At 60.2% G+C, this 17,782-nt stretch carries 19 protein-coding genes; 7 read left to right on the forward strand and 12 right to left on the reverse strand.

The features are described from left to right. Positions 1–111: 111 nt before the first annotated feature. Positions 112–1,137, forward strand: coding sequence for an outer membrane protein assembly factor BamD (locus QMK52_RS03220; protein WP_005784660.1), 1,026 nt, complete (start codon positions 112–114; stop codon positions 1,135–1,137). 127 nt (positions 1,138–1,264) lie between these two features. Continuing rightward, a complete protein-coding gene (locus QMK52_RS03225; RefSeq protein WP_005784659.1) occupies positions 1,265–1,498 on the forward strand; it encodes a PP0621 family protein in 234 nt (77 codons plus the stop codon). Here the strand turns inward: QMK52_RS03225 and thiO are convergent. The 5 genes from thiO to pilV form a co-directional block, all read right to left on the reverse strand. Beyond that, positions 1,485–2,594 (reverse strand): glycine oxidase ThiO, encoded by a 1,110-nt coding sequence (thiO, locus tag QMK52_RS03230; protein ID WP_005784658.1) that lies wholly within the window; start codon positions 2,592–2,594, stop codon positions 1,485–1,487. The genes QMK52_RS03225 and thiO overlap by 14 nt on opposite strands. A gap of 62 nt (positions 2,595–2,656) precedes the next feature. Further along, positions 2,657–3,058 (reverse strand): type IV pilin protein, encoded by a 402-nt coding sequence (locus QMK52_RS03235; RefSeq protein ID WP_005784657.1) that lies wholly within the window; start codon positions 3,056–3,058, stop codon positions 2,657–2,659. Between the two features lie 11 nt (positions 3,059–3,069). Beyond that, the gene (locus QMK52_RS03240) at positions 3,070–3,600 is read right to left on the reverse strand and encodes a PilX N-terminal domain-containing pilus assembly protein (protein WP_032803250.1); all 531 of its coding nucleotides are present in this window, start codon (positions 3,598–3,600) and stop codon (positions 3,070–3,072) included. 5 nt (positions 3,601–3,605) lie between these two features. Next, on the reverse strand, positions 3,606–4,313 hold the full coding sequence (locus QMK52_RS03245) for a prepilin-type N-terminal cleavage/methylation domain-containing protein (RefSeq protein ID WP_320403804.1): 708 nt from the start codon (positions 4,311–4,313) through the stop codon (positions 3,606–3,608). After that, positions 4,310–4,795: a type IV pilus modification protein PilV gene (gene pilV, locus QMK52_RS03250; protein ID WP_005784655.1), complete on the reverse strand. Its 486-nt coding sequence runs from the start codon at positions 4,793–4,795 to the stop codon at positions 4,310–4,312. Before pilV ends, QMK52_RS03245 begins: the two co-directional genes overlap by 4 nt. 206 nt (positions 4,796–5,001) lie before the next feature. Here pilV and QMK52_RS03255 point away from each other — a divergent pair, with 206 nt between their 5' ends. Further along, positions 5,002–5,583, forward strand: a complete 582-nt coding sequence (locus tag QMK52_RS03255; RefSeq protein ID WP_320403805.1) for a GspH/FimT family pseudopilin — start codon at positions 5,002–5,004, stop codon at positions 5,581–5,583. Here QMK52_RS03255 and ispH read toward each other — a convergent pair. The 6 genes from ispH to murJ form a co-directional block, all read right to left on the reverse strand. After that, entirely contained in the window at positions 5,537–6,484 is a 948-nt protein-coding gene (gene ispH / locus QMK52_RS03260; protein ID WP_005784653.1) for a 4-hydroxy-3-methylbut-2-enyl diphosphate reductase, read from the reverse strand. The genes QMK52_RS03255 and ispH overlap by 47 nt on opposite strands. Positions 6,485–6,661: 177 nt before the next feature. Then, entirely contained in the window at positions 6,662–7,099 is a 438-nt protein-coding gene (locus tag QMK52_RS03265; protein ID WP_198287284.1) for an FKBP-type peptidyl-prolyl cis-trans isomerase, read from the reverse strand. 7 nt (positions 7,100–7,106) lie between these two features. Next, positions 7,107–7,619: a signal peptidase II gene (gene lspA / locus QMK52_RS03270; RefSeq protein WP_005784650.1), complete on the reverse strand. Its 513-nt coding sequence runs from the start codon at positions 7,617–7,619 to the stop codon at positions 7,107–7,109. Beyond that, complete coding sequence (gene ileS, locus QMK52_RS03275) at positions 7,612–10,443, reverse strand: isoleucine--tRNA ligase (RefSeq protein ID WP_320403806.1); 2,832 nt, start codon at positions 10,441–10,443, stop codon at positions 7,612–7,614. Before ileS ends, lspA begins: the two co-directional genes overlap by 8 nt. Before the next feature lie 14 nt (positions 10,444–10,457). Continuing rightward, positions 10,458–11,396 (reverse strand): bifunctional riboflavin kinase/FAD synthetase, encoded by a 939-nt coding sequence (gene ribF / locus QMK52_RS03280; RefSeq protein WP_003188404.1) that lies wholly within the window; start codon positions 11,394–11,396, stop codon positions 10,458–10,460. Positions 11,397–11,515: 119 nt separating this feature from the next. Continuing rightward, entirely contained in the window at positions 11,516–13,054 is a 1,539-nt protein-coding gene (murJ, locus tag QMK52_RS03285) for a murein biosynthesis integral membrane protein MurJ (RefSeq protein WP_194440037.1), read from the reverse strand. Positions 13,055–13,307: 253 nt separating this feature from the next. On the opposite strand from murJ, the gene rpsT reads away from it, so the two are divergent. After that, the gene (gene rpsT / locus QMK52_RS03290) at positions 13,308–13,586 is read left to right on the forward strand and encodes a 30S ribosomal protein S20 (protein ID WP_003188401.1); all 279 of its coding nucleotides are present in this window, start codon (positions 13,308–13,310) and stop codon (positions 13,584–13,586) included. A gap of 197 nt (positions 13,587–13,783) precedes the next feature. Here the strand turns inward: rpsT and QMK52_RS03295 are convergent, their stop codons facing one another. Beyond that, a complete protein-coding gene (locus QMK52_RS03295; protein WP_003188398.1) occupies positions 13,784–14,269 on the reverse strand; it encodes an FKBP-type peptidyl-prolyl cis-trans isomerase in 486 nt (161 codons plus the stop codon). Between QMK52_RS03295 and QMK52_RS03300 the strand changes: the two genes are divergently transcribed. The 3 genes from QMK52_RS03300 (at position 14,238) to QMK52_RS03310 (ending at position 17,637) form a co-directional block, all read left to right on the forward strand. Continuing rightward, positions 14,238–14,558 carry a DUF3565 domain-containing protein gene (locus tag QMK52_RS03300; RefSeq protein ID WP_087945220.1) on the forward strand — a complete coding sequence of 107 codons (321 nt, stop codon included), beginning with the start codon at positions 14,238–14,240 and terminating at the stop codon, positions 14,556–14,558. The two genes, QMK52_RS03295 and QMK52_RS03300, sit on opposite strands and share 32 nt — an antisense overlap. Before the next feature lie 79 nt (positions 14,559–14,637). Then, positions 14,638–16,737, forward strand: a complete 2,100-nt coding sequence (gene pta / locus QMK52_RS03305) for a phosphate acetyltransferase (RefSeq protein ID WP_320403807.1) — start codon at positions 14,638–14,640, stop codon at positions 16,735–16,737. Next, complete coding sequence (locus QMK52_RS03310; RefSeq protein WP_005784643.1) at positions 16,738–17,637, forward strand: acyltransferase; 900 nt, start codon at positions 16,738–16,740, stop codon at positions 17,635–17,637. Positions 17,638–17,782 lie beyond the last annotated feature (145 nt).

The raw sequence follows: 17,782 nt of genomic DNA on the forward strand, positions 1-17,782 counted from the left end.
CGCGCTTGTGGTTAAATACGGCGTCTTTTGCCCCGAGGCTTTCAACGGGGCGCTCATCATAACAGGACGGCCCCGCCCAAGACAGCGGCCGTCATAGGGACGCAAGCCGCCATGCAAGTGAAACACCTGCTGCTGATCGCCATCCTCGCCATGACTGCTGCTTGCTCGTCAACAAAGGACGTCGTCGACGAAAACCTGAGCGAAGTCGAGCTGTACCAGCAAGCTCAGACAGACCTGGACAATAATAGCTACACCAGCGCCACAGCGAAGCTGAAGGCATTGGAGTCGCGCTACCCATTCGGCCGCTATGCCGACCAGGCCCAGTTGGAGCTGATCTACGCCAACTACAAGAACGCCGAGCCGGAAGCTGCCAAGTCCGCTGCCGAGCGTTTTATCCGCCTGCACCCACAGCACCCGAACGTGGACTACGCCTACTACATGAAGGGCCTGACCTCGTTCGACCAGGACGTTGGCCTGCTGGCGCGCTTCCTGCCGCTGGACATGACCAAGCGTGACCCGGGCGCTGCACGCGACTCCTACAACGAGTTCGCCCAGCTGACCAGCCGCTACCCCAACAGCCGCTACGCGCCGGACGCCAAGCAGCGCATGATCTACCTGCGCAACCTGCTGGCCTCCTACGAAATCCACGTGGCTCACTACTACCTGACCCGTCAGGCCTACGTAGCTGCCGCCAACCGTGGCCGCTATGTTGTGGAGAACTTCCAGGAAACCCCATCCGTGGGCGACGGCCTGGCGGTGATGACCGAGGCTTACCAGCGTCTGCACCTGGACACGCTGGCGACCACCAGCCTGGAAACCCTGAAGCTCAACTACCCAGATCACCCAAGCCTGAAAGACGGCCAGTTCGTGCCTCAGGTTGCCGAAGCCGACAACCGTTCGTGGCTGAGCAAGTACACCTTGGGCCTGATCGAGTCTCGTCCGCCACTGCCGCCGGGTGAAACCCGCGCCAACCAGGACGTGATCAAGCAGTACCAGGACGCCAAGGATGCCATCCCTTCGGACCTCAAGCCTCACGACGAGAACGGCGACGTTATCGAAGAAGAGGAGCCGCAGGCCCTTGGCAACAACGAAGACCGTTCGTGGTTCAGCTACATGACCTTCGGTGTGTTCGACTGATTGTTCGACGCAACGCAAAAGGGAGCTCTGAACGAGCTCCCTTTTTTATGAGCGAGTATTTATTGCGCTGTGCGCCTGTGGCCAGCTTGGCTAAACTGGCGCATTCCTTGTCGAGAAACTGCCCATCATGCTTCGTCTACTGTTCTGGATTGCCGTCATTGCTGCCGCGGTATGGTTCTGGCGCAAATTCAAAAACCCTGCAGCCCGCCAGCAACGACCTGCCGAGCCGAACGCAGCGCTGATGGTGCGATGCGCCCACTGCGGCGTGCACCTGCCGCAGGATCGCGCACTGAGTTCGCGCCAGGAGTGGTACTGCACCCAGGCGCATCTGGAACAAGGGCCGAAGTCTATCCAGCGTTGAGGCGACCTGCCGGGGCATAAGGCGCCGGATCAATGATCGGAGCCCGCCCCAACAGCAAGTCGGCGAACAACTGGCAGGAGGCCGGTGCGAGTACCAGGCCATTGCGGTAATGCCCGCAATTGAGCCACAAGCCCTGAAAGCCGGGAACCTCTCCGATATAGGGGATACCTTCCGGCGAACCGGGCCGCAACCCCGCCCAATGCCCGACCACCTCGGCGTCCGCCAAGGCGGGGATCAGTTCCACCGCAGACGCCTTGAGGCTCGCCAACGCAGTTTCGGTCGGCGTCTTGTCGAACCCCTCATGTTCCAATGTGCTTCCAATCAGAATGTGCCCATCGCGGCGGGGGATTGCATAGCGCCCCTTGGCCAGGACCATGCTGGATAAAAAGTCGGACGCGCACTTGTACAGGATCATTTGGCCTTTGACCGGCTCCACGGGAAGGGTCATGCCCAGTGTGCTCAGCAACTGCCCGCTCCAGGCCCCGGCGGCGAGCACCACCTGATCGGCAAAAACCGGTCCCGTCGCAGTGTTCACCCCCACCACGCGATTGTTGTTCTGCACAAAACCCGACACTTCGCAGTGCTCGTGAATCGTCACATCCGGCAACGCCAGCAGCGCCGCTTTCAAGGATTTTACCAGGCGCGGGTTGCGCACATTGGCCACATCGGCCATGTAGATCGCCCGGGAGTAACCGCCTCCCAGCGCCGGCACGGCATCATGAGCCTGGGACACGTCCACCTTGCTCAATGGCCGCCCTTCACGCGCAGCCCAGGCCAGTGCATCAGCTTCATCATCCAGGTCAAGCCAGTACAAACCCGTGGTATGGACCTCGGGATCGACACCGGTCGCAGCAAACAAACGCTGTGCCAGCTGCGGATAGAAATCCTGGGACCAATGGGCCAATGCAGTCACGGCCGGGCTATAACGCCATGGATACAACGGCGAGACAATTCCGCCACCTGCCCAGGAAGACTCCTGCCCAAGCCCCGCACGCTCCAGCAGCATGACTGCCCGCCCTTCTCTGGCAAGGTTGTACGCCGTCAACAGCCCGATTACTCCGCCGCCGACAATCACCACTTGCTGTTGCTTTGCCATCATCTGATCCCGCCGATAAACAGGGAAAGGCGCGCCCGGCGCCCACTCTTCAAGCACTCTCATCACTGCCCCCAGCAGACTTTGCGCGACATTTCAGGCGCCGCTCCCGGGTTGCTTCGCATACCGGTGCTGCTCAAGCTGAAAGCTGCACACGCGTCGTCCGCCATGACTGAGTCCACAGCAGGCGTAGCGAGCAAGTCGAAATCCTGGGGGTTTAAAATCGCACTGATTCTATAGTGATCGTTGCCCGCAATGACGCCGCCCGCATCAATAAAAGTGCCATCTCTGGTATATGCGCGCTCCAGATGCTGGGCTTGCTCGCTCAACAACGCGACGATTTGCGCGCGATACACCTTTTTTACCTGGCCGATGTACCCGGGATACGCAATGCCAGCCAACAACGCAACGATCGCCACGGCGATCAATAACTCCATCAGGGTAAAGCCCTGGCTATCCATGCCCATCCCATTGCTCCTTATTGAAGTTGCCGCCATGAAATCCGTCGAAACCTGACGTTGCCGCCCTCCTCCACCCGGGCATAAACCGACTCCAACACCGTGCGCGATTGGCCTGCAAGGCCCACGGCAGTGATGCGAAAGAGCGCTGCCCGTGTACCGGGCGGCAAATGAGCCAGCCCTGCTCCTTCCCCCAGGGATTGAACGCCATAAAATCCGCCCCTCAAGGCCAACCAGGTGACCGCTGAGACAGGGTTTGCCCCGGCGCCAGTCAAGGAAAATGCTTCATTGGGCGGCGCACACGTAATAACCGAGTGGCACACAGGCATCGCAGGGCCGCCCCTCTGCACAACCGACTCCCCCCGCCGCAAACCGCTTTCAGCAGACTGAAAGGATTGATTACGCTGCCACAGGCTACTCGCGACTTTTTGCTGGGCGACCGCCCCCTGTATCGACGACAGCCCCACCTGCGATAACAACAGCAGGAATACCAGACTGATCAGCAGCACCATCCCGTTCTGCCGTACCCGAATACCGCCTAGCATCGACATCACCCCTAACCCAACCGATTTCGCAGCGCCGCGACGACACTGTAGGTCTGGTCCTTAACCCGCCCAGCTGGGTCTTGCAGAGTCAAGGAGATACGCACACTACGTACCAAAGAACTGTCAGCCGGATGGCTGTCGTAACGCACCACAACCGTTGATGCAGGTTCAGCCGCCAAGCCAAAACTGATGTCGAATGTCCGCACGTTATCAATCAGTACCGCCTTTGCCGGTGCTGCCGGAGTACTGACCTTCAACTGGCCCGATTCATAGGTGTACGTAAGCTGGCGTACGCCAAAGCGGATCAGGCCAGGTGCGGCGGCAGGCGCTGCCCCCTCATACGCATGGGCCGTCTCCTTGCAGTCGGACAACACCGTCCAGTCGGGCTTGCCAGCGCCGTCACCGACGTGCGCGGTGACCAGCGTCAGCGACCTTGAACTTCCCGACGCGTCCCAGCTTATCGGTCGGTCGAAGGCGGCCGGGGCGTTGTCGATAACGGTGGCTGCCAAACATCCCAACATGCCTGCCTGACGAATGTCCTGTGTGATCTTGCCCAGGGCAAGCCGCGCATCATCCTGCAGCACCATGGCGGCCTGCTGGCTGTCGTGAGTCAATCGTGAACTTATGAGCACCTGACTCACCCCCAACACCAGCACCAGCCCGACGGCGAGTGCGAGCAACAACTCCACCAGGCTGAAACCTCGGGCATGGCGATTCATTGCAAGGCTCCCTGCTCACTCGTGACTCGGCTGGTCAGCGTGAAGGTTTCCCGTGCTCCTGGGGTGCCTGCTGAGCGGCGATCCTCCCAACTGATGCTGATGGTGACCTCATGCCCGCTTACCGCCACGGAACCCTTGGCATCCTTGCCAGCAAAACCAATGATATTGGCCTCGAAATCGTGCAGGTCCAGGTCGCGCACACTGGCGGCCGAAGTGTTGGGCGGCCCCGACTCGTCCCTCCCCCACGTGTAATCCGCACCAGCATTGGCGCGAATTCGGTCGAGCATGTCGTAGGCGATAAAGCTGGCTTGGCTGATCATCCTGGCGCTGTCGGTGTACTTGAGCGCGTTGAGCTGAAGCATTGCAGCGCCCATCAGGCCGACAGCCAGGATCAACAGCGCTATCAGCACCTCGATCAGCGTCATGCCGGATTGGTGCCGATGCGCGGAACGCAGAAAAAATCGATTCGGGCGGGCAGGCATTACCATCGTCATCCATGTCGAAGGCCGGAAAAAAGCAGGCAAACCCTGCTGTGCGATCCAAGACTAGCGGCGGATTTCGAGCAGCGCTGCTGCCGGAACAAAGGGAAATACTTTGGACATAAAGGCCATCACCCAGCATTCGGGGCCAGGCGCTATACCTAGGTCTGCAGCTCGAAGATTCACTCGCGTCCACGGAGGGAACGCACATGTCACAACGAGGGTTCACCCTGATTGAAATGCTGCTGGGGCTGATCGTCACCAGCTTCCTCGCGCAATTGGCCGTACCCGGTTTCAAAGGTTTGCTTGAATCGCAGCAACGACAAAACGTGGCCCAATCACTTGCCGCCGGGCTGCGTTACGCGCGCATGGAGGCCATCACACGCAATCAGGCGGTGGTCATTCATGCAAACGACAGGGACTGGAGCCTGGGGTGGCGCGTGATACTGGATGCCAGTGGACGCGGCCATCAGGACGACGACAACCCGGTGCTGCTGGAGCGCCAGGGCGATGGTCGCGTGCCAGTGGCAGGTAATGGCCCGGTCACGGACCAGGTGCGTTTCAGCGGCTTGGGAGAACCGGTTTTCGCCGGCGGAGGCTTCCGTGCCGGCACCGTGCATGTGTGCGACACGAGCCAGGCACAGAGCCTGTATCAGATCGTGCTGGCCCCCAGCGGTCGCATCAGTCTGCGCAGTGACAAGACCGAGCAGGCATTATGCCGAGCCGATGCCGGCATTGTTGGCGTCAGAGCAGCGAGCGGACCCGCAGTTCCTTCGGCATCGAAAACGTGATGTTCTCTTCACGACCTGCCAGCTCATCGGCGCCAGTAGCGCCCCAGGCCTGCAACTGCTGGATCACGCCGCGTACCAGCACTTCCGGTGCGGAGGCGCCTGCCGTGATGCCGATACGCTCGACACCATCGAACCAACTGCGCTGCATGTCTTCGGCACCGTCGATCAGGTACGCCGGCGTAGCCATGCGCTCGGCCAGTTCACGCAGGCGGTTGGAGTTGGAGCTGTTAGGGCTGCCGACCACCAGCACTACGTCACACTCATTTGCCAGTTGCTTGACCGCATCCTGGCGGTTTTGCGTGGCGTAGCAGATGTCGTCCTTGCGAGGGCCGCCAATGGCCGGGAACCGCGTGCGCAGGGCATCGATTACGCGGCTGGTGTCGTCCATGGACAAGGTGGTCTGGGTCACGAAGGCCAGGCGTTCCGGATTGTGCACCTGCAAGTTGGCGACGTCTTTCTCGTCCTCGACCAGGTAGATAGCACCGCCGTTGCTGGCGTCATATTGGCCCATGGTGCCTTCGACTTCCGGGTGACCGGCGTGGCCGATCAGGATGCACTCACGACCGTCGCGGCTGTAGCGCGCCACTTCGATATGCACCTTGGTCACCAGTGGGCAGGTGGCATCGAACACCTTGAGGCCACGGCCTGCCGCTTCGGTCCGTACAGCCTGGGAAACACCGTGGGCACTGAAGATGACGATCACGTCGTCGGGCACCTGATCGAGTTCTTCGACAAAGATCGCCCCGCGCGCGCGCAAGTCTTCGACCACAAATTTGTTATGGACGACTTCATGGCGCACATAAATCGGCGGCCCGAAGACTTCCAGGGCGCGATTGACGATTTCGATCGCCCGGTCCACGCCGGCGCAGAAGCCACGGGGGTTGGCGAGTTTGATTTGCATGCTGTGCCTCGTGTATTGCAGCCACATTGAGTCGATTTGACACTGACTCAACCGACAATGGAGATCAAAGGTGGGAGGGGGCTTGCTCCCGATACAGGTATATCAGTCTGAACATTTAGCTGATACACCGCTATCGGGAGAAAGCCCCCTCCCACATTTTAGACCGCGTACGGTCGGTTACAGCGCTTTGACGTCGATAATCTCGACGTCAAAGGTCAACGTCTTGCCGGCCAACGGGTGATTGAAGTCGATGGTCACTTGCGCGTCATCAAATGCTTTCACCACGCCAGGCAATTCAGTGTTCGCCGCATCATTGAAGATCACCAGCAAGCCTTCCGACAGGTCCATGCCTTCGAACTGCGAACGCGGGATGATCTGCACGTTTTGCGGGTTGGGCTGGCCGAAGGCGTTTTCCGGCAGGATCTGCAGGGTGCGCTTGTCACCGGCCTTGAAGCCGAACAGCGCCGCTTCAAAACCCGGCAGCAGGTTGCCGTCGCCAACCTTGAAGGTCGCCGGCGCTTTGTCGAAGGTACTGTCGACCGTGTCGCCATTCTCCAGGCGCAGTGCGAAATGCAAAGTGACTTCCGTGTTCTGGCCGATGCGTTGCTCAGCCAATACCTGATCAGTCATTGACGGTTTCTCCGGTTTTCTTGCTCTTGAACATATCCAGCGCCAGCATGATTGCGCCGACGGTGATGGCGCTGTCGGCAAAGTTGAACGCCGGGAAGTAGTGGCGGTTCTGCCAATGCACCAGGATAAAGTCGATCACATGGCCGAGGGCAATGCGGTCGTACAGGTTGCCCAGCGCACCACCCAGCACCAGGGCCAAGGCGATCGCCAGCCAGGTGTCATCACGGCCCAGGCGTTTGAGCCAGACCACGAGTACCGCACTGACCACCACGGCGATCAGGGCGAACAGCCAGCGCTGCCAGCCGCCACTGTCAGCCAGGAAGCTGAAGGCGGCGCCGGTGTTGTAGGCCAGGGTCCAGCTGAAGTAATCCGGGATCACCACAATTTGCTGGAACATTTCCAGGGAGCCCTCGAAGTGAGCCTTGCTGACCTGGTCAATGACCAGGACCAGCAGGCTCAGTACGAGCCAGCCCAGACGTCCGAAACGACTGGCTGCATTAGGCATAGTGGCGAACCTCGCCTTCACCGCTGATGTTGTCGACACAACGACCGCAGATTTCCGGGTGCTCAGGGTTCACGCCGACGTCTTCACGGCAGTGCCAGCAACGAGCGCACTTGGGGAAGGCCGACTTGACCACTTTGAGCTTAAGGCCAGGCACCTCGGTAGCCACCGCATCTGCCGGAGCCTGGGTAAACGGCGCCAGGCTCGCGGTAGAGGTGATCAGCACGAAGCGCAGCTCGTTGCTCAGCTTGGCCAGGTCGGCGGTCAGGCCGTCCTCGGCAAACAGGGTGACTTCGGCTTGCAGGTTGCCACCCACGGCCTTGGCGGCACGCTGGACTTCCAGTTCCTTGTTCACCGCAACCTTGACGGCCATCACGCCTTCCCAGTACTCGCGGCCCAGTTCGAAGTCGGCCGGCAGTTCGGTCAGGCCTTCGTACCAGGTGTTGAGCATGACGGACTCGTTACGCTCGCCCGGCAGGTACTCCCACAGTTCGTCAGCGGTGAATGCCAGGATCGGTGCGATCCAGCGCACCAGCGCTTCGCTGATGTGGTACAGCGCGGTCTGCGCCGAACGGCGCGCCTTGCTGTTGGCGCCAGTGGTGTACTGGCGGTCCTTGATGATGTCGAGGTAGAAACCGCCCAGCTCCTGCACGCAGAAGTTGTGGATCTTGGAGTAGACGTTCCAGAAGCGGTATTCGCCGTAGTGCTCCTGCAACTCGCGCTGCAGCAACAGGGTACGGTCCACAGCCCAACGGTCGAGGGCGAGCATGTCTTCGGCCGGTAGCAGGTCGGTAGCCGGGTTGAAGCCGGTCAGGTTCGACAGCATGAAGCGTGCGGTATTGCGGATACGACGGTAGGCGTCGGCGCTGCGGGCCAGGATCTGGTCCGACACGGCGATTTCACCCGAGTAATCGGTGGAAGCCACCCACAGGCGCATGATGTCGGCACCCAAGGTGTCGTTGATCTTTTTCGGCTCGATCACGTTCTTCAGCGATTTGGACATCTTGCGGCCCGTCTCGTCGACGGTGAAGCCGTGGGTCAGCAGTTCGCGGTACGGCGCATGGTTGTCGATGGCGCAACCGGTGAGCAACGACGAGTGGAACCAGCCACGGTGTTGGTCCGAACCTTCCAGGTACAGGTCGGCACGCGGGCCGGTCTCGTGGCCCATCGGGTGTGAACCACGCAGCACATGCCAGTGAGTGGTGCCCGAATCGAACCACACGTCGAGGGTGTCGCTGATCTTGTCGTACAGCGGCGCTTCGTCGCCCAGCAGCTCGGCAGCGTCCAGCTTGAACCAGGCTTCGATGCCTTCCTGCTCGACACGCTGGGCCACGACTTCCATCAGCTCGACGGTGCGCGGGTGCAGCTCACCGCTTTCCTTGTTCAGGAAGAACGGGATCGGCACGCCCCAGTTGCGCTGGCGGGAGATGCACCAGTCCGGACGATTGGCGATCATCGAGTGCAGGCGCGCCTGGCCCCAGGCCGGGACGAACCGGGTGTCTTCGATGGCCTTGAGCGAGCGTACACGCAAGGTGTCGCCGCTGGTCGGCTCTTTGTCCATGCCGATAAACCACTGCGCCGTAGCGCGGTAGATCAGCGGGGTCTTGTGACGCCAGCAATGCATGTAGCTGTGCTGGATGGCGGCGGTTTGCATCAACGCACCGACTTCACGCAGCTTTTCGATGATCGGCTGGTCAGCCTTGAAGATGAACTGACCACCGAAGAACTCGAGCGAAGGCACGTATACGCCGTTGCTCTGCACCGGGTTGATGATGTCGTCGTTGACCATGCCGTACTTCTTGCAGATCACGAAGTCGTCCACGCCATAGGCAGGCGAGCAGTGGACAATGCCGGTACCCGAACCCAGCTCGACGTAGTCAGCCAGGTACACCGGCGACAGACGGTCATAGAACGGGTGACGGAAGTTGATCAGTTCCAGCGCGGAGCCGGTGGCGGTGGCGATCACCGAGCCTTGCAACTCGTAGCGGGCAAGGCACGACTCGACCATTTCTTCGGCCAGCACCAACAGGCGATCACCGACATCCACCAGGGCGTAGGTGAATTCCGGGTGCACGTTCAGCGCCTGGTTGGCCGGGATGGTCCACGGGGTAGTGGTCCAGATCACGATGGCAGCCGGCTTGGCCAGGCTTGCCAGGCCGAACGCCTCGGCCAGCTTGGTGTCATCGGCAATCGGGAAGGCCACGTCGATGGTCGACGACTTTTTGTCTTCGTATTCGACTTCCGCTTCGGCCAGGGCCGAACCGCAGTCAAAGCACCAGTTCACGGGCTTGAGACCCTTGAACACGAAGCCGCCCTTGACGATTTCAGCCAAGGCACGGATTTCACCGGCCTCGTTCTTGAAGTTCATGGTCTTGTAGGGGTTGTCCCACTCGCCCAGCACGCCCAGGCGAATGAATTCGGACTTCTGCCCTTCGATCTGCTCGGTGGCGTAGGCACGGCAGAGTTCGCGGGTCTTGTCCGCGCCCAGGTTCTTGCCGTAGGTCACTTCGACTTTGTGCTCGATCGGCAGGCCATGGCAGTCCCAGCCCGGAACGTACGGCGCGTCAAAGCCCGACAGGGTTTTGGAGCGCAGGATCATGTCCTTGAGAATCTTGTTCAGCGCATGACCGATATGAATCGTGCCGTTGGCATAAGGAGGGCCGTCGTGCAGGACGAATTTCGGACGATCCTTGCCAATTTCGCGCAACTTTCCGTACAGGCCAATACTGTCCCAGCGCTGCAGGATCTGCGGTTCGCGCTGTGGCAGGCCGGCCTTCATTGGGAAGGCGGTGTCCGGAAGGTTTAGCGTGGCTTTATAGTCGGTCATTTAAGGCTCTTCGGTTAGCGATGGGCGCTAGGTGCGGCTAGTGCACGGGCGGCGGCGACATCCGCATTGATCGCCGTTTTCAACGCCTCCAGGGAGGCGAAACGCTGCTCTTCACGCAGCTTCTGGTGGAAAACCACCGTCAAACGCCGGTCGTATAAATCACCGGCAAAATCCAAAAGGTGAACTTCCAGGTGGGCCTTGCCATCACCTGCAACCGTGGGCCTGACGCCTATATTGGCGACTCCCGGCCACGATTGGCCGTCGATGTCGACGCTGACCAGGTAAACCCCGGTCAACGGTACACGACGGCGCTTGAGTTGCACGTTGGCAGTTGGCGTGCCCAATTGGCGCGCCAGCTTCTGGCCGTGCAGTACCCGCCCGGCAATGCGGAACGGGCGACCGAGCAAACGCTCGGCCAGGTCGAAGTCGGCGGCAGCCAGGGCGTTACGCACCTGGGTGCTGCTCACGCGCAGGCCGTCCAGTTCGACGGTTTGCGCGGCTTCGACGGTAAAACCCTGGTTGACGCCAGCATGTTGCAGGAAATCGAAGTCCCCGACCCGGTCACAACCGAAATGGAAGTCGTCGCCGACTTCCAGGTGTTGTACACCCAGGCCGTCCACCAGGATGCGGTCGACGAACTCGGCGGCGCTGAGGCTGCGCAAGCGCTGGTTGAAAGCCAGGCAGAGGACGCGGTCCACGCCCTCCTCCGCCAGCAGTTGCAGCTTGTCGCGCAAGCGCGCCAAACGGGCCGGCGCTGTTTCCGGGGTAAAGAACTCCCGCGGTTGTGGCTCGAAAATCACCACGCAGCTGGGCACACCCAACTCGACCGCACGCTCGCGCAACCTTGCCAGGATAGCCTGGTGGCCACGGTGAACACCGTCAAAGTTGCCAATAGTGGCGACGCAGCCCCGATGCTCGGGGCGCAGGTTGTGGAGACCTCGAACCAGCTGCATAACGCGCTTCTTGCTCATAAAGTGGTCGATTATAACCACACCCGGCCCCGGACGACAGGCAACAGCGCAGGCCAAATGGGTCGAATCGATAAAACAATCGTTTTATCGCGGCAAAGTCTCTATCCCAGCGACTTGCGATTGAAATCCCGCAGGCGGAAACCCTGCAACAGCAACATCCCGAAGTACACCACCACGCCCGCCACCACCAACACGCCCAAGCGCATAAAGCGCTCCAGCATATCGCCATCGCCCCAGGCCGGCATCACGTGCATCAAGCCCACCAGCACGGCGGACATCGCAGCCACCGCCACGAGCAACTTGAGGGTAAACATCCCCCAACCCGGCTGTGGTTGATACATCTGCTGTTTGCGCAGTTGATAAAACAGCAGGCCAGCATTGATACAAGCTCCGGCACTGATCGCCAGCGCCAGCCCGGCATGGGCCAAAGGACCGATAAATACCAGGTTGAGCAGTTGCGTGACAATCAGCGTGAAAATCGCGATTTTCACCGGCGTACGGATGTTTTGCTGCGCGTAGAAGCCCGGTGCCAGCACCTTGATCACAATAATGCCGAGCAGGCCGACAGAGTAGGCAACCAGCGCGTGCTGGGTCATCAAGGCGTCATGCGCATCGAATTGCCCGTATTGAAACAGCGAGACCGTCAGCGGCTCGGCCAGGATTCCCAGGGCCAAGGCGCACGGCAACACCAGCAGGAAGCACAGACGCAGGCCCCAATCGAGAATGCGCGAATACTCCTGACGATCCTTGCTGGCGTAGGTGCGTGCCAGGGTGGGCAGCAGGATCGTGCCCAATGCCACGCCAAGCACACCGGATGGCAACTCCATCAAGCGGTCGGCGTAGTACATCCACGATACCGAGCCGGATACCAGCAACGAGGCAAACGCGGTGTTGATGATCAGGGAAATCTGACTGACCGATACCCCGAGTATCGCCGGCAGCATATTGCGCATCACGCGCCAGACGCCGGTGTCCTTGAGGTTCAGGCGTGGCAGTACGAGCATGCCGATTTTTTTCAGGTGCGGCAGTTGGTACAGCAACTGCGCCAGGCCGCCGGCCAGGACCGCCCAGCCCAGGGCCATGACGGGCGGATCGAAATACGGCGTAAGGAACAGCGCAAAAATAATCATGCTGACGTTCAGCAAGGTCGGCACAAAGGCCGGTACCGAGAAACGATTCCAGGTATTGAGGATCGCCCCGGCGAGCGAAGACAGGGAAATCAGCAATATATAAGGAAAGGTCACCCGCAGCAGATCAGTGGTGAGCGCAAACTTTTCCGGCGTATTGGCAAAACCGGGCGCCGTGGCCCAGATCACCCAGGGCGCGGCGAGCATCCCGACGATGGTTACCAGCATCAGTACCAGCGTCAGCAAACCCGAGACGTAGGCGATGAACGTACGAGTCGCCTCCTCACCATGCTGGGTCTTGTATTCGGCCAGAATCGGCACGAACGCCTGGGAAAACGCGCCTTCGGCAAAGATCCGTCGCAGCAGGTTTGGGAGTTTGAAGGCAATAAAGAAGGCATCCGTGGCCATACTGGCGCCAAAGATGCGCGCCAGCAGAGTGTCACGCACAAACCCCAAAACCCGGGAGATCATCGTGATAGAGCTGACCGCAGCCAACGATTTGAGCAGATTCATTGAAAGAGTTTGCGCCTATAGATAAAGAGCAGGCGAACAAAGCGCCCACTTATGCGATACTGCGCGCCTGCAACAGCACAGAGCCAAAGCTCGCGAGTTTACAGGTCAAGCGCCGGAAATAAATCACCCGCCTCTTCAGATCGACCACTCAGCAGTTCGCATCAGCCGCCCTTGACAACCCATCAAGTCATCGGCATGATTCGCGGCCTATTTTGTTTGCTATTTCCTAAAAAGTCTTTCGAGGAGCTCGACGGTGGCCAACACACCTTCCGCCAAAAAACGTGCAAAACAGGCTGAGAAGCGTCGCAGCCACAACGCCAGCCTGCGTTCCATGGTTCGTACCTACATCAAGAATGTAGTTAAAGCCATCGACACCAAAGACGCTGAAAAAGCTCAAGCTGCTTACGTTCTGGCCGTGCCAGTTATCGACCGTATGGCCGATAAAGGCATCATCCACAAGAACAAGGCCGCTCGCCATAAGAGCCGCCTGAATGGCCACATCAAGGCTCTGAGCGTTCCTGCTGCAGCCTAAGTGGTAACAACTGCCACGTAGCCCAGGTTGCGTAACAGTTAAGAAATGCCCCGTACCGAAAGGTCCGGGGCATTTTTGTTTGCCCACGGAATCATCACAAATCCCCTTGTGGGAGCAAGCCCCCTCCCACATTAAAACGCAAAAAAAACGCCCCGAACCAGTCGGGGCGTTTTTGCTACCGATTGATCAAACCACAATCAATGGTGGTGACCGCCTTCACCGTGGACGTGGCCGTGGGCCACTTCTTCCTGGGAAGCATCGCGGATGGCAACGATTTTCACTTGGAAGTTCAGGCGCTGGCCAGCCAGAGGGTGGTTGCCGTCGACAGTCACATCATCGCCGTCCAGGTCACGGATGGTGACGATCTGCATTTGGCCGTCCGGCGCGGAAGCGTGAAACTGCATGCCCACTTCCAGCTCGTCAACGCCTTCGAACATGCTGCGGCTCAACGTGCTGACCAGCTCGGCGGAGTATTCGCCGTAGGCATCTTCAGGTTCTACGGCAACGGTCAGTTCGTCACCGACGTTCTTGCCTTCCAGGGCTTTTTCCAGGCCTGGGATGATGTTACCTGCGCCTTGCAGGTAGACCAGCGGCGCGCCGCCGGCTGAGCTGTCGATGACCTCACCAGCGTCGTTGGTCAGGGTATAGTCGATGGAGACAGCCTTGTTAGCGGCGATCGTCATGGGGCGAGACCTTTTGCATAAGAATGAAGAACGGACAAGTCTAAACAAGGATTTGTCCGAAAGCGAACAGAACCCGGACAGACGGGGCCGACCAACGGTCTCGACGATCACCGGATTCCGCCAGGACGAAGACCTGCACTGGGTTGCCGAGCTGTCCTGCGGCCACACCCAGCACCTGCGCCACCAGCCACCGTGGCAGTCGCGCGCCTGGGTCCTGGACCCCGCGCAACGCCTTGAAAAAATAGGCCAACCCTTTGCGTGCGGCTGGTGTGCGCAAGTGCGCGAATAACGATAACCTTGACGCCTGATTCGCGGTAGGCGCCCATGCATAGGGCGCCACCCAAGCCATGCACCTCCAGAGAATTCGCATGCAGACTTTTTTTATCGCGCCCACCGATTTTGGTGTGGGTCTGACCTCCATCAGCCTTGGGCTGGTGCGCACCCTGGAACGGGCCGGCCTTAAAGTCGGCTTCTTCAAACCGATTGCCCAGCCACACCCGGGCGATACCGGCCCGGAGCGCTCCACTGAGCTGGTGGCACGTACCCACGGCCTGAAGCCACCACAACCCCTGGGCCTGGCCCATGTGGAACGAATGCTCGGCGACGGCCAACTCGATGAGCTGCTTGAAGAAATCATCACCCTGTATCAGCAGGCCGCCGTAGGCAAAGACGTGCTGATCGTCGAAGGCATGGTGCCGACCCGCAGCGCCAGCTACGCCGCGCGGGTCAACCTGCACCTGGCCAAGAGCCTGGATGCGGAAGTGATCCTGGTCTCGGCGCCGGAGAACGAAGTGCTCACCGAGCTCTCTGGCCGGGTGGAATTGCAGGCCCAACTGTTCGGCGGCCCCAAAGACCCGAAAGTATTGGGCGTGATCCTCAACAAAGTGCGCACCGACGAAAGCATGGAGGCATTCTCGGCGCGCCTTAAAGAGCACTCGCCGTTGTTGCGCAGCGGCGATTTCCGCCTGCTTGGCTGCATCCCCTACCAGCCCGAACTCAATGCCCCGCGCACCCGCGATGTCGCCGACCTGATGGGTGCGCAGGTCCTCAACGCCGGCGACTATGAAACCCGGCGCATGACCAAGATCATCATTTGCGCCCGTACCATGCGCAACACCGTAGAACTGCTCAAGCCCGGCGTCCTGGTGGTCACCCCCGGCGATCGCGACGACATCATCCTCGCCGTCAGCCTGGCCGCGATCAACGGCGTGCCACTGGCCGGGCTGCTGCTGACCAGCGACACCCTGCCCGACCCGCGCATCATGGACCTGTGCCGCGGCGCCTTTCAGGCCGGATTGCCAGTATTGTCAGTGAGCACCGGCTCGTACGATACCGCCAACCAGCTCAATAGCCTTAACAAGGAAATCCCCATCGATGACCGCGAGCGCGCGGAGATCATCACCGACTTCGTCGCCAGCCACCTCGATGCACGCTGGCTGCACCAGCGTTGCGGTACGCCACGGGAGATGCGCCTGTCGCCGGCGGTGTTCCGCTACCAGTTGATCCAACGGGCCCAGGCCGCCAACAAGCGCATCGTGTTGCCCGAGGGCAGCGAGCCGCTGACGGTGCAAGCCGCCGCCATCTGCCAGGCCCGAGGCATTGCCCGCTGCGTGCTGTTGGCCAAACCGGAGGATGTCGAAGCGGTCGCCCGTGCCCAGGGTATCGAGCTACCCGAGGGGCTGGAGATTCTTGACCCGGACCTGATTCGCCAGCGCTATGTCGAGCCGATGGTTGCCTTGCGCAAGACCAAGAGCCTCAACGCCCCCATGGCCGAGCAACAGCTGGAAGACACAGTGGTGATCGCCACCATGATGCTCGCCCTGGACGAAGTGGACGGCCTGGTCTCCGGCGTCATCCACTCCACCGCCAATACCATTCGCCCGGCCCTGCAACTGATCAAGACCGCGCCGGGCTGCACCCTGGTGTCGTCGGTGTTCTTCATGCTGTTCCCCGAGCAGGTGCTGGTATACGGCGACTGCGTGATGAACCCGCACCCGAGCGCCGCAGAACTGGCGGAAATCGCCCTGCAAAGCGCCGACTCGGCCGCCGCGTTCGGCATCACGCCACGCGTGGCGATGATCAGCTATTCCAGCGGTGATTCGGCCAGCGGCGAAGAAGTGGAAAAAGTCCGCGAAGCCACCCTGCTCGCCCACGAACAGCAAAGCTCGCTGCTGATCGACGGACCGCTGCAATACGACGCCGCCGCCAATGAAAGCGTGGCCCGGCAATTGGCGCCCAACAGTCAGGTGGCGGGCAAGGCTACGGTGTTCGTGTTCCCCGACCTGAACACCGGCAACACCACTTACAAAGCCGTGCAACGCAGCGCCGATTGCGTGAGCCTGGGGCCGATGCTCCAGGGCCTGCGCAAACCGGTCAACGACCTGCCGCGCGGCGCCCAGGTAGACGACATCGTGTACACCATCGCGCTGACTGCGATCCAAGCCGCCAACCGACCTATGGATATCTAAATGCTGGATTTTCTACCTGCCGCCGTACGCGGGGTGATCGCTTCGCTGTTGCTGGCGCTGAACACGATCCTGCTGTGCTCGTTCCTGTTTATTGTCGCGCTGTTCAAGGCACTGCCCTTCGCCAAGCGCTTCAGCGAATGGCTGATGAACCACACCCACGAAGCCTGGGTGACCAACAACAAAGGCTGGATGAACCTGGTGCGCCGCACACGCTGGCACCTGAGCGGCCTTGAAGGCCTGGACTATCAGCATTCGTATCTGGTGACCAGCAACCACCAGAGCTGGGTCGATATCATGGTGCTGCAATACGTGCTTAATCGGCGCATTCGCCCGCTGAAGTTTTTCCTCAAGCAAGAGCTGATCTGGGTGCCGGTGATTGGTTTGGCGTGGTGGGCACTGGGCTTTCCGTTCATGAAGCGCTACACCAAGGCTTATCTTGAGAAGCACCCGGAAAAGAAAGGCAAAGACCTGGAAACCACCCGCAAGACCTGTGCGAAGTTTCGCGACAACCCCGTGGGGATTTTCAACTTTGCCGAAGGCACACGGTTTACACCGGGCAAACATGCGCAGCAAAACTCCCCATTCCGCTATTTACTCAAGCCCAAGGCCGGCGGTATTGCGTTTGTGCTGGATGCCATGGGGGAGCAGCTCAAATCACTGGTGAATGTGACCATTCACTACCCTGCCGGGCGTCCCGGCTATTGGGATTTGCTGTGCGGGAATGTGAAGGAGGTGGTGGTGCAGTTTGAAGAGGTGCAGATCCCGGCTGAATTCATTGGCAAGAATTATGAGCAGGATGGGGAGTACCGGTTAGCGTTCCAGGGCTGGATCAACCGGTTGTGGGAAGACAAGGATGCGTTGCTGGAGCAGTTGCACAAAGACTTTCCAGCCAGCCGCTGATCAACATGTGGATGCAATTCAATGTGGGAGCTGGCTTGCCTGCGATAGCGGTGGATCAGCAAAGGATAAATAAACTGACAGTCCGCCATCGCAGGCAAGCCAGCTCCCACATTGACCGAGTCCACATTTGAGAATGTGTAAAAAG

It is taken from the genome of Pseudomonas sp. P9_2 (genome assembly GCF_034008255.1).
Lineage (GTDB): Bacteria > Pseudomonadota > Gammaproteobacteria > Pseudomonadales > Pseudomonadaceae > Aquipseudomonas > Aquipseudomonas synxantha_A.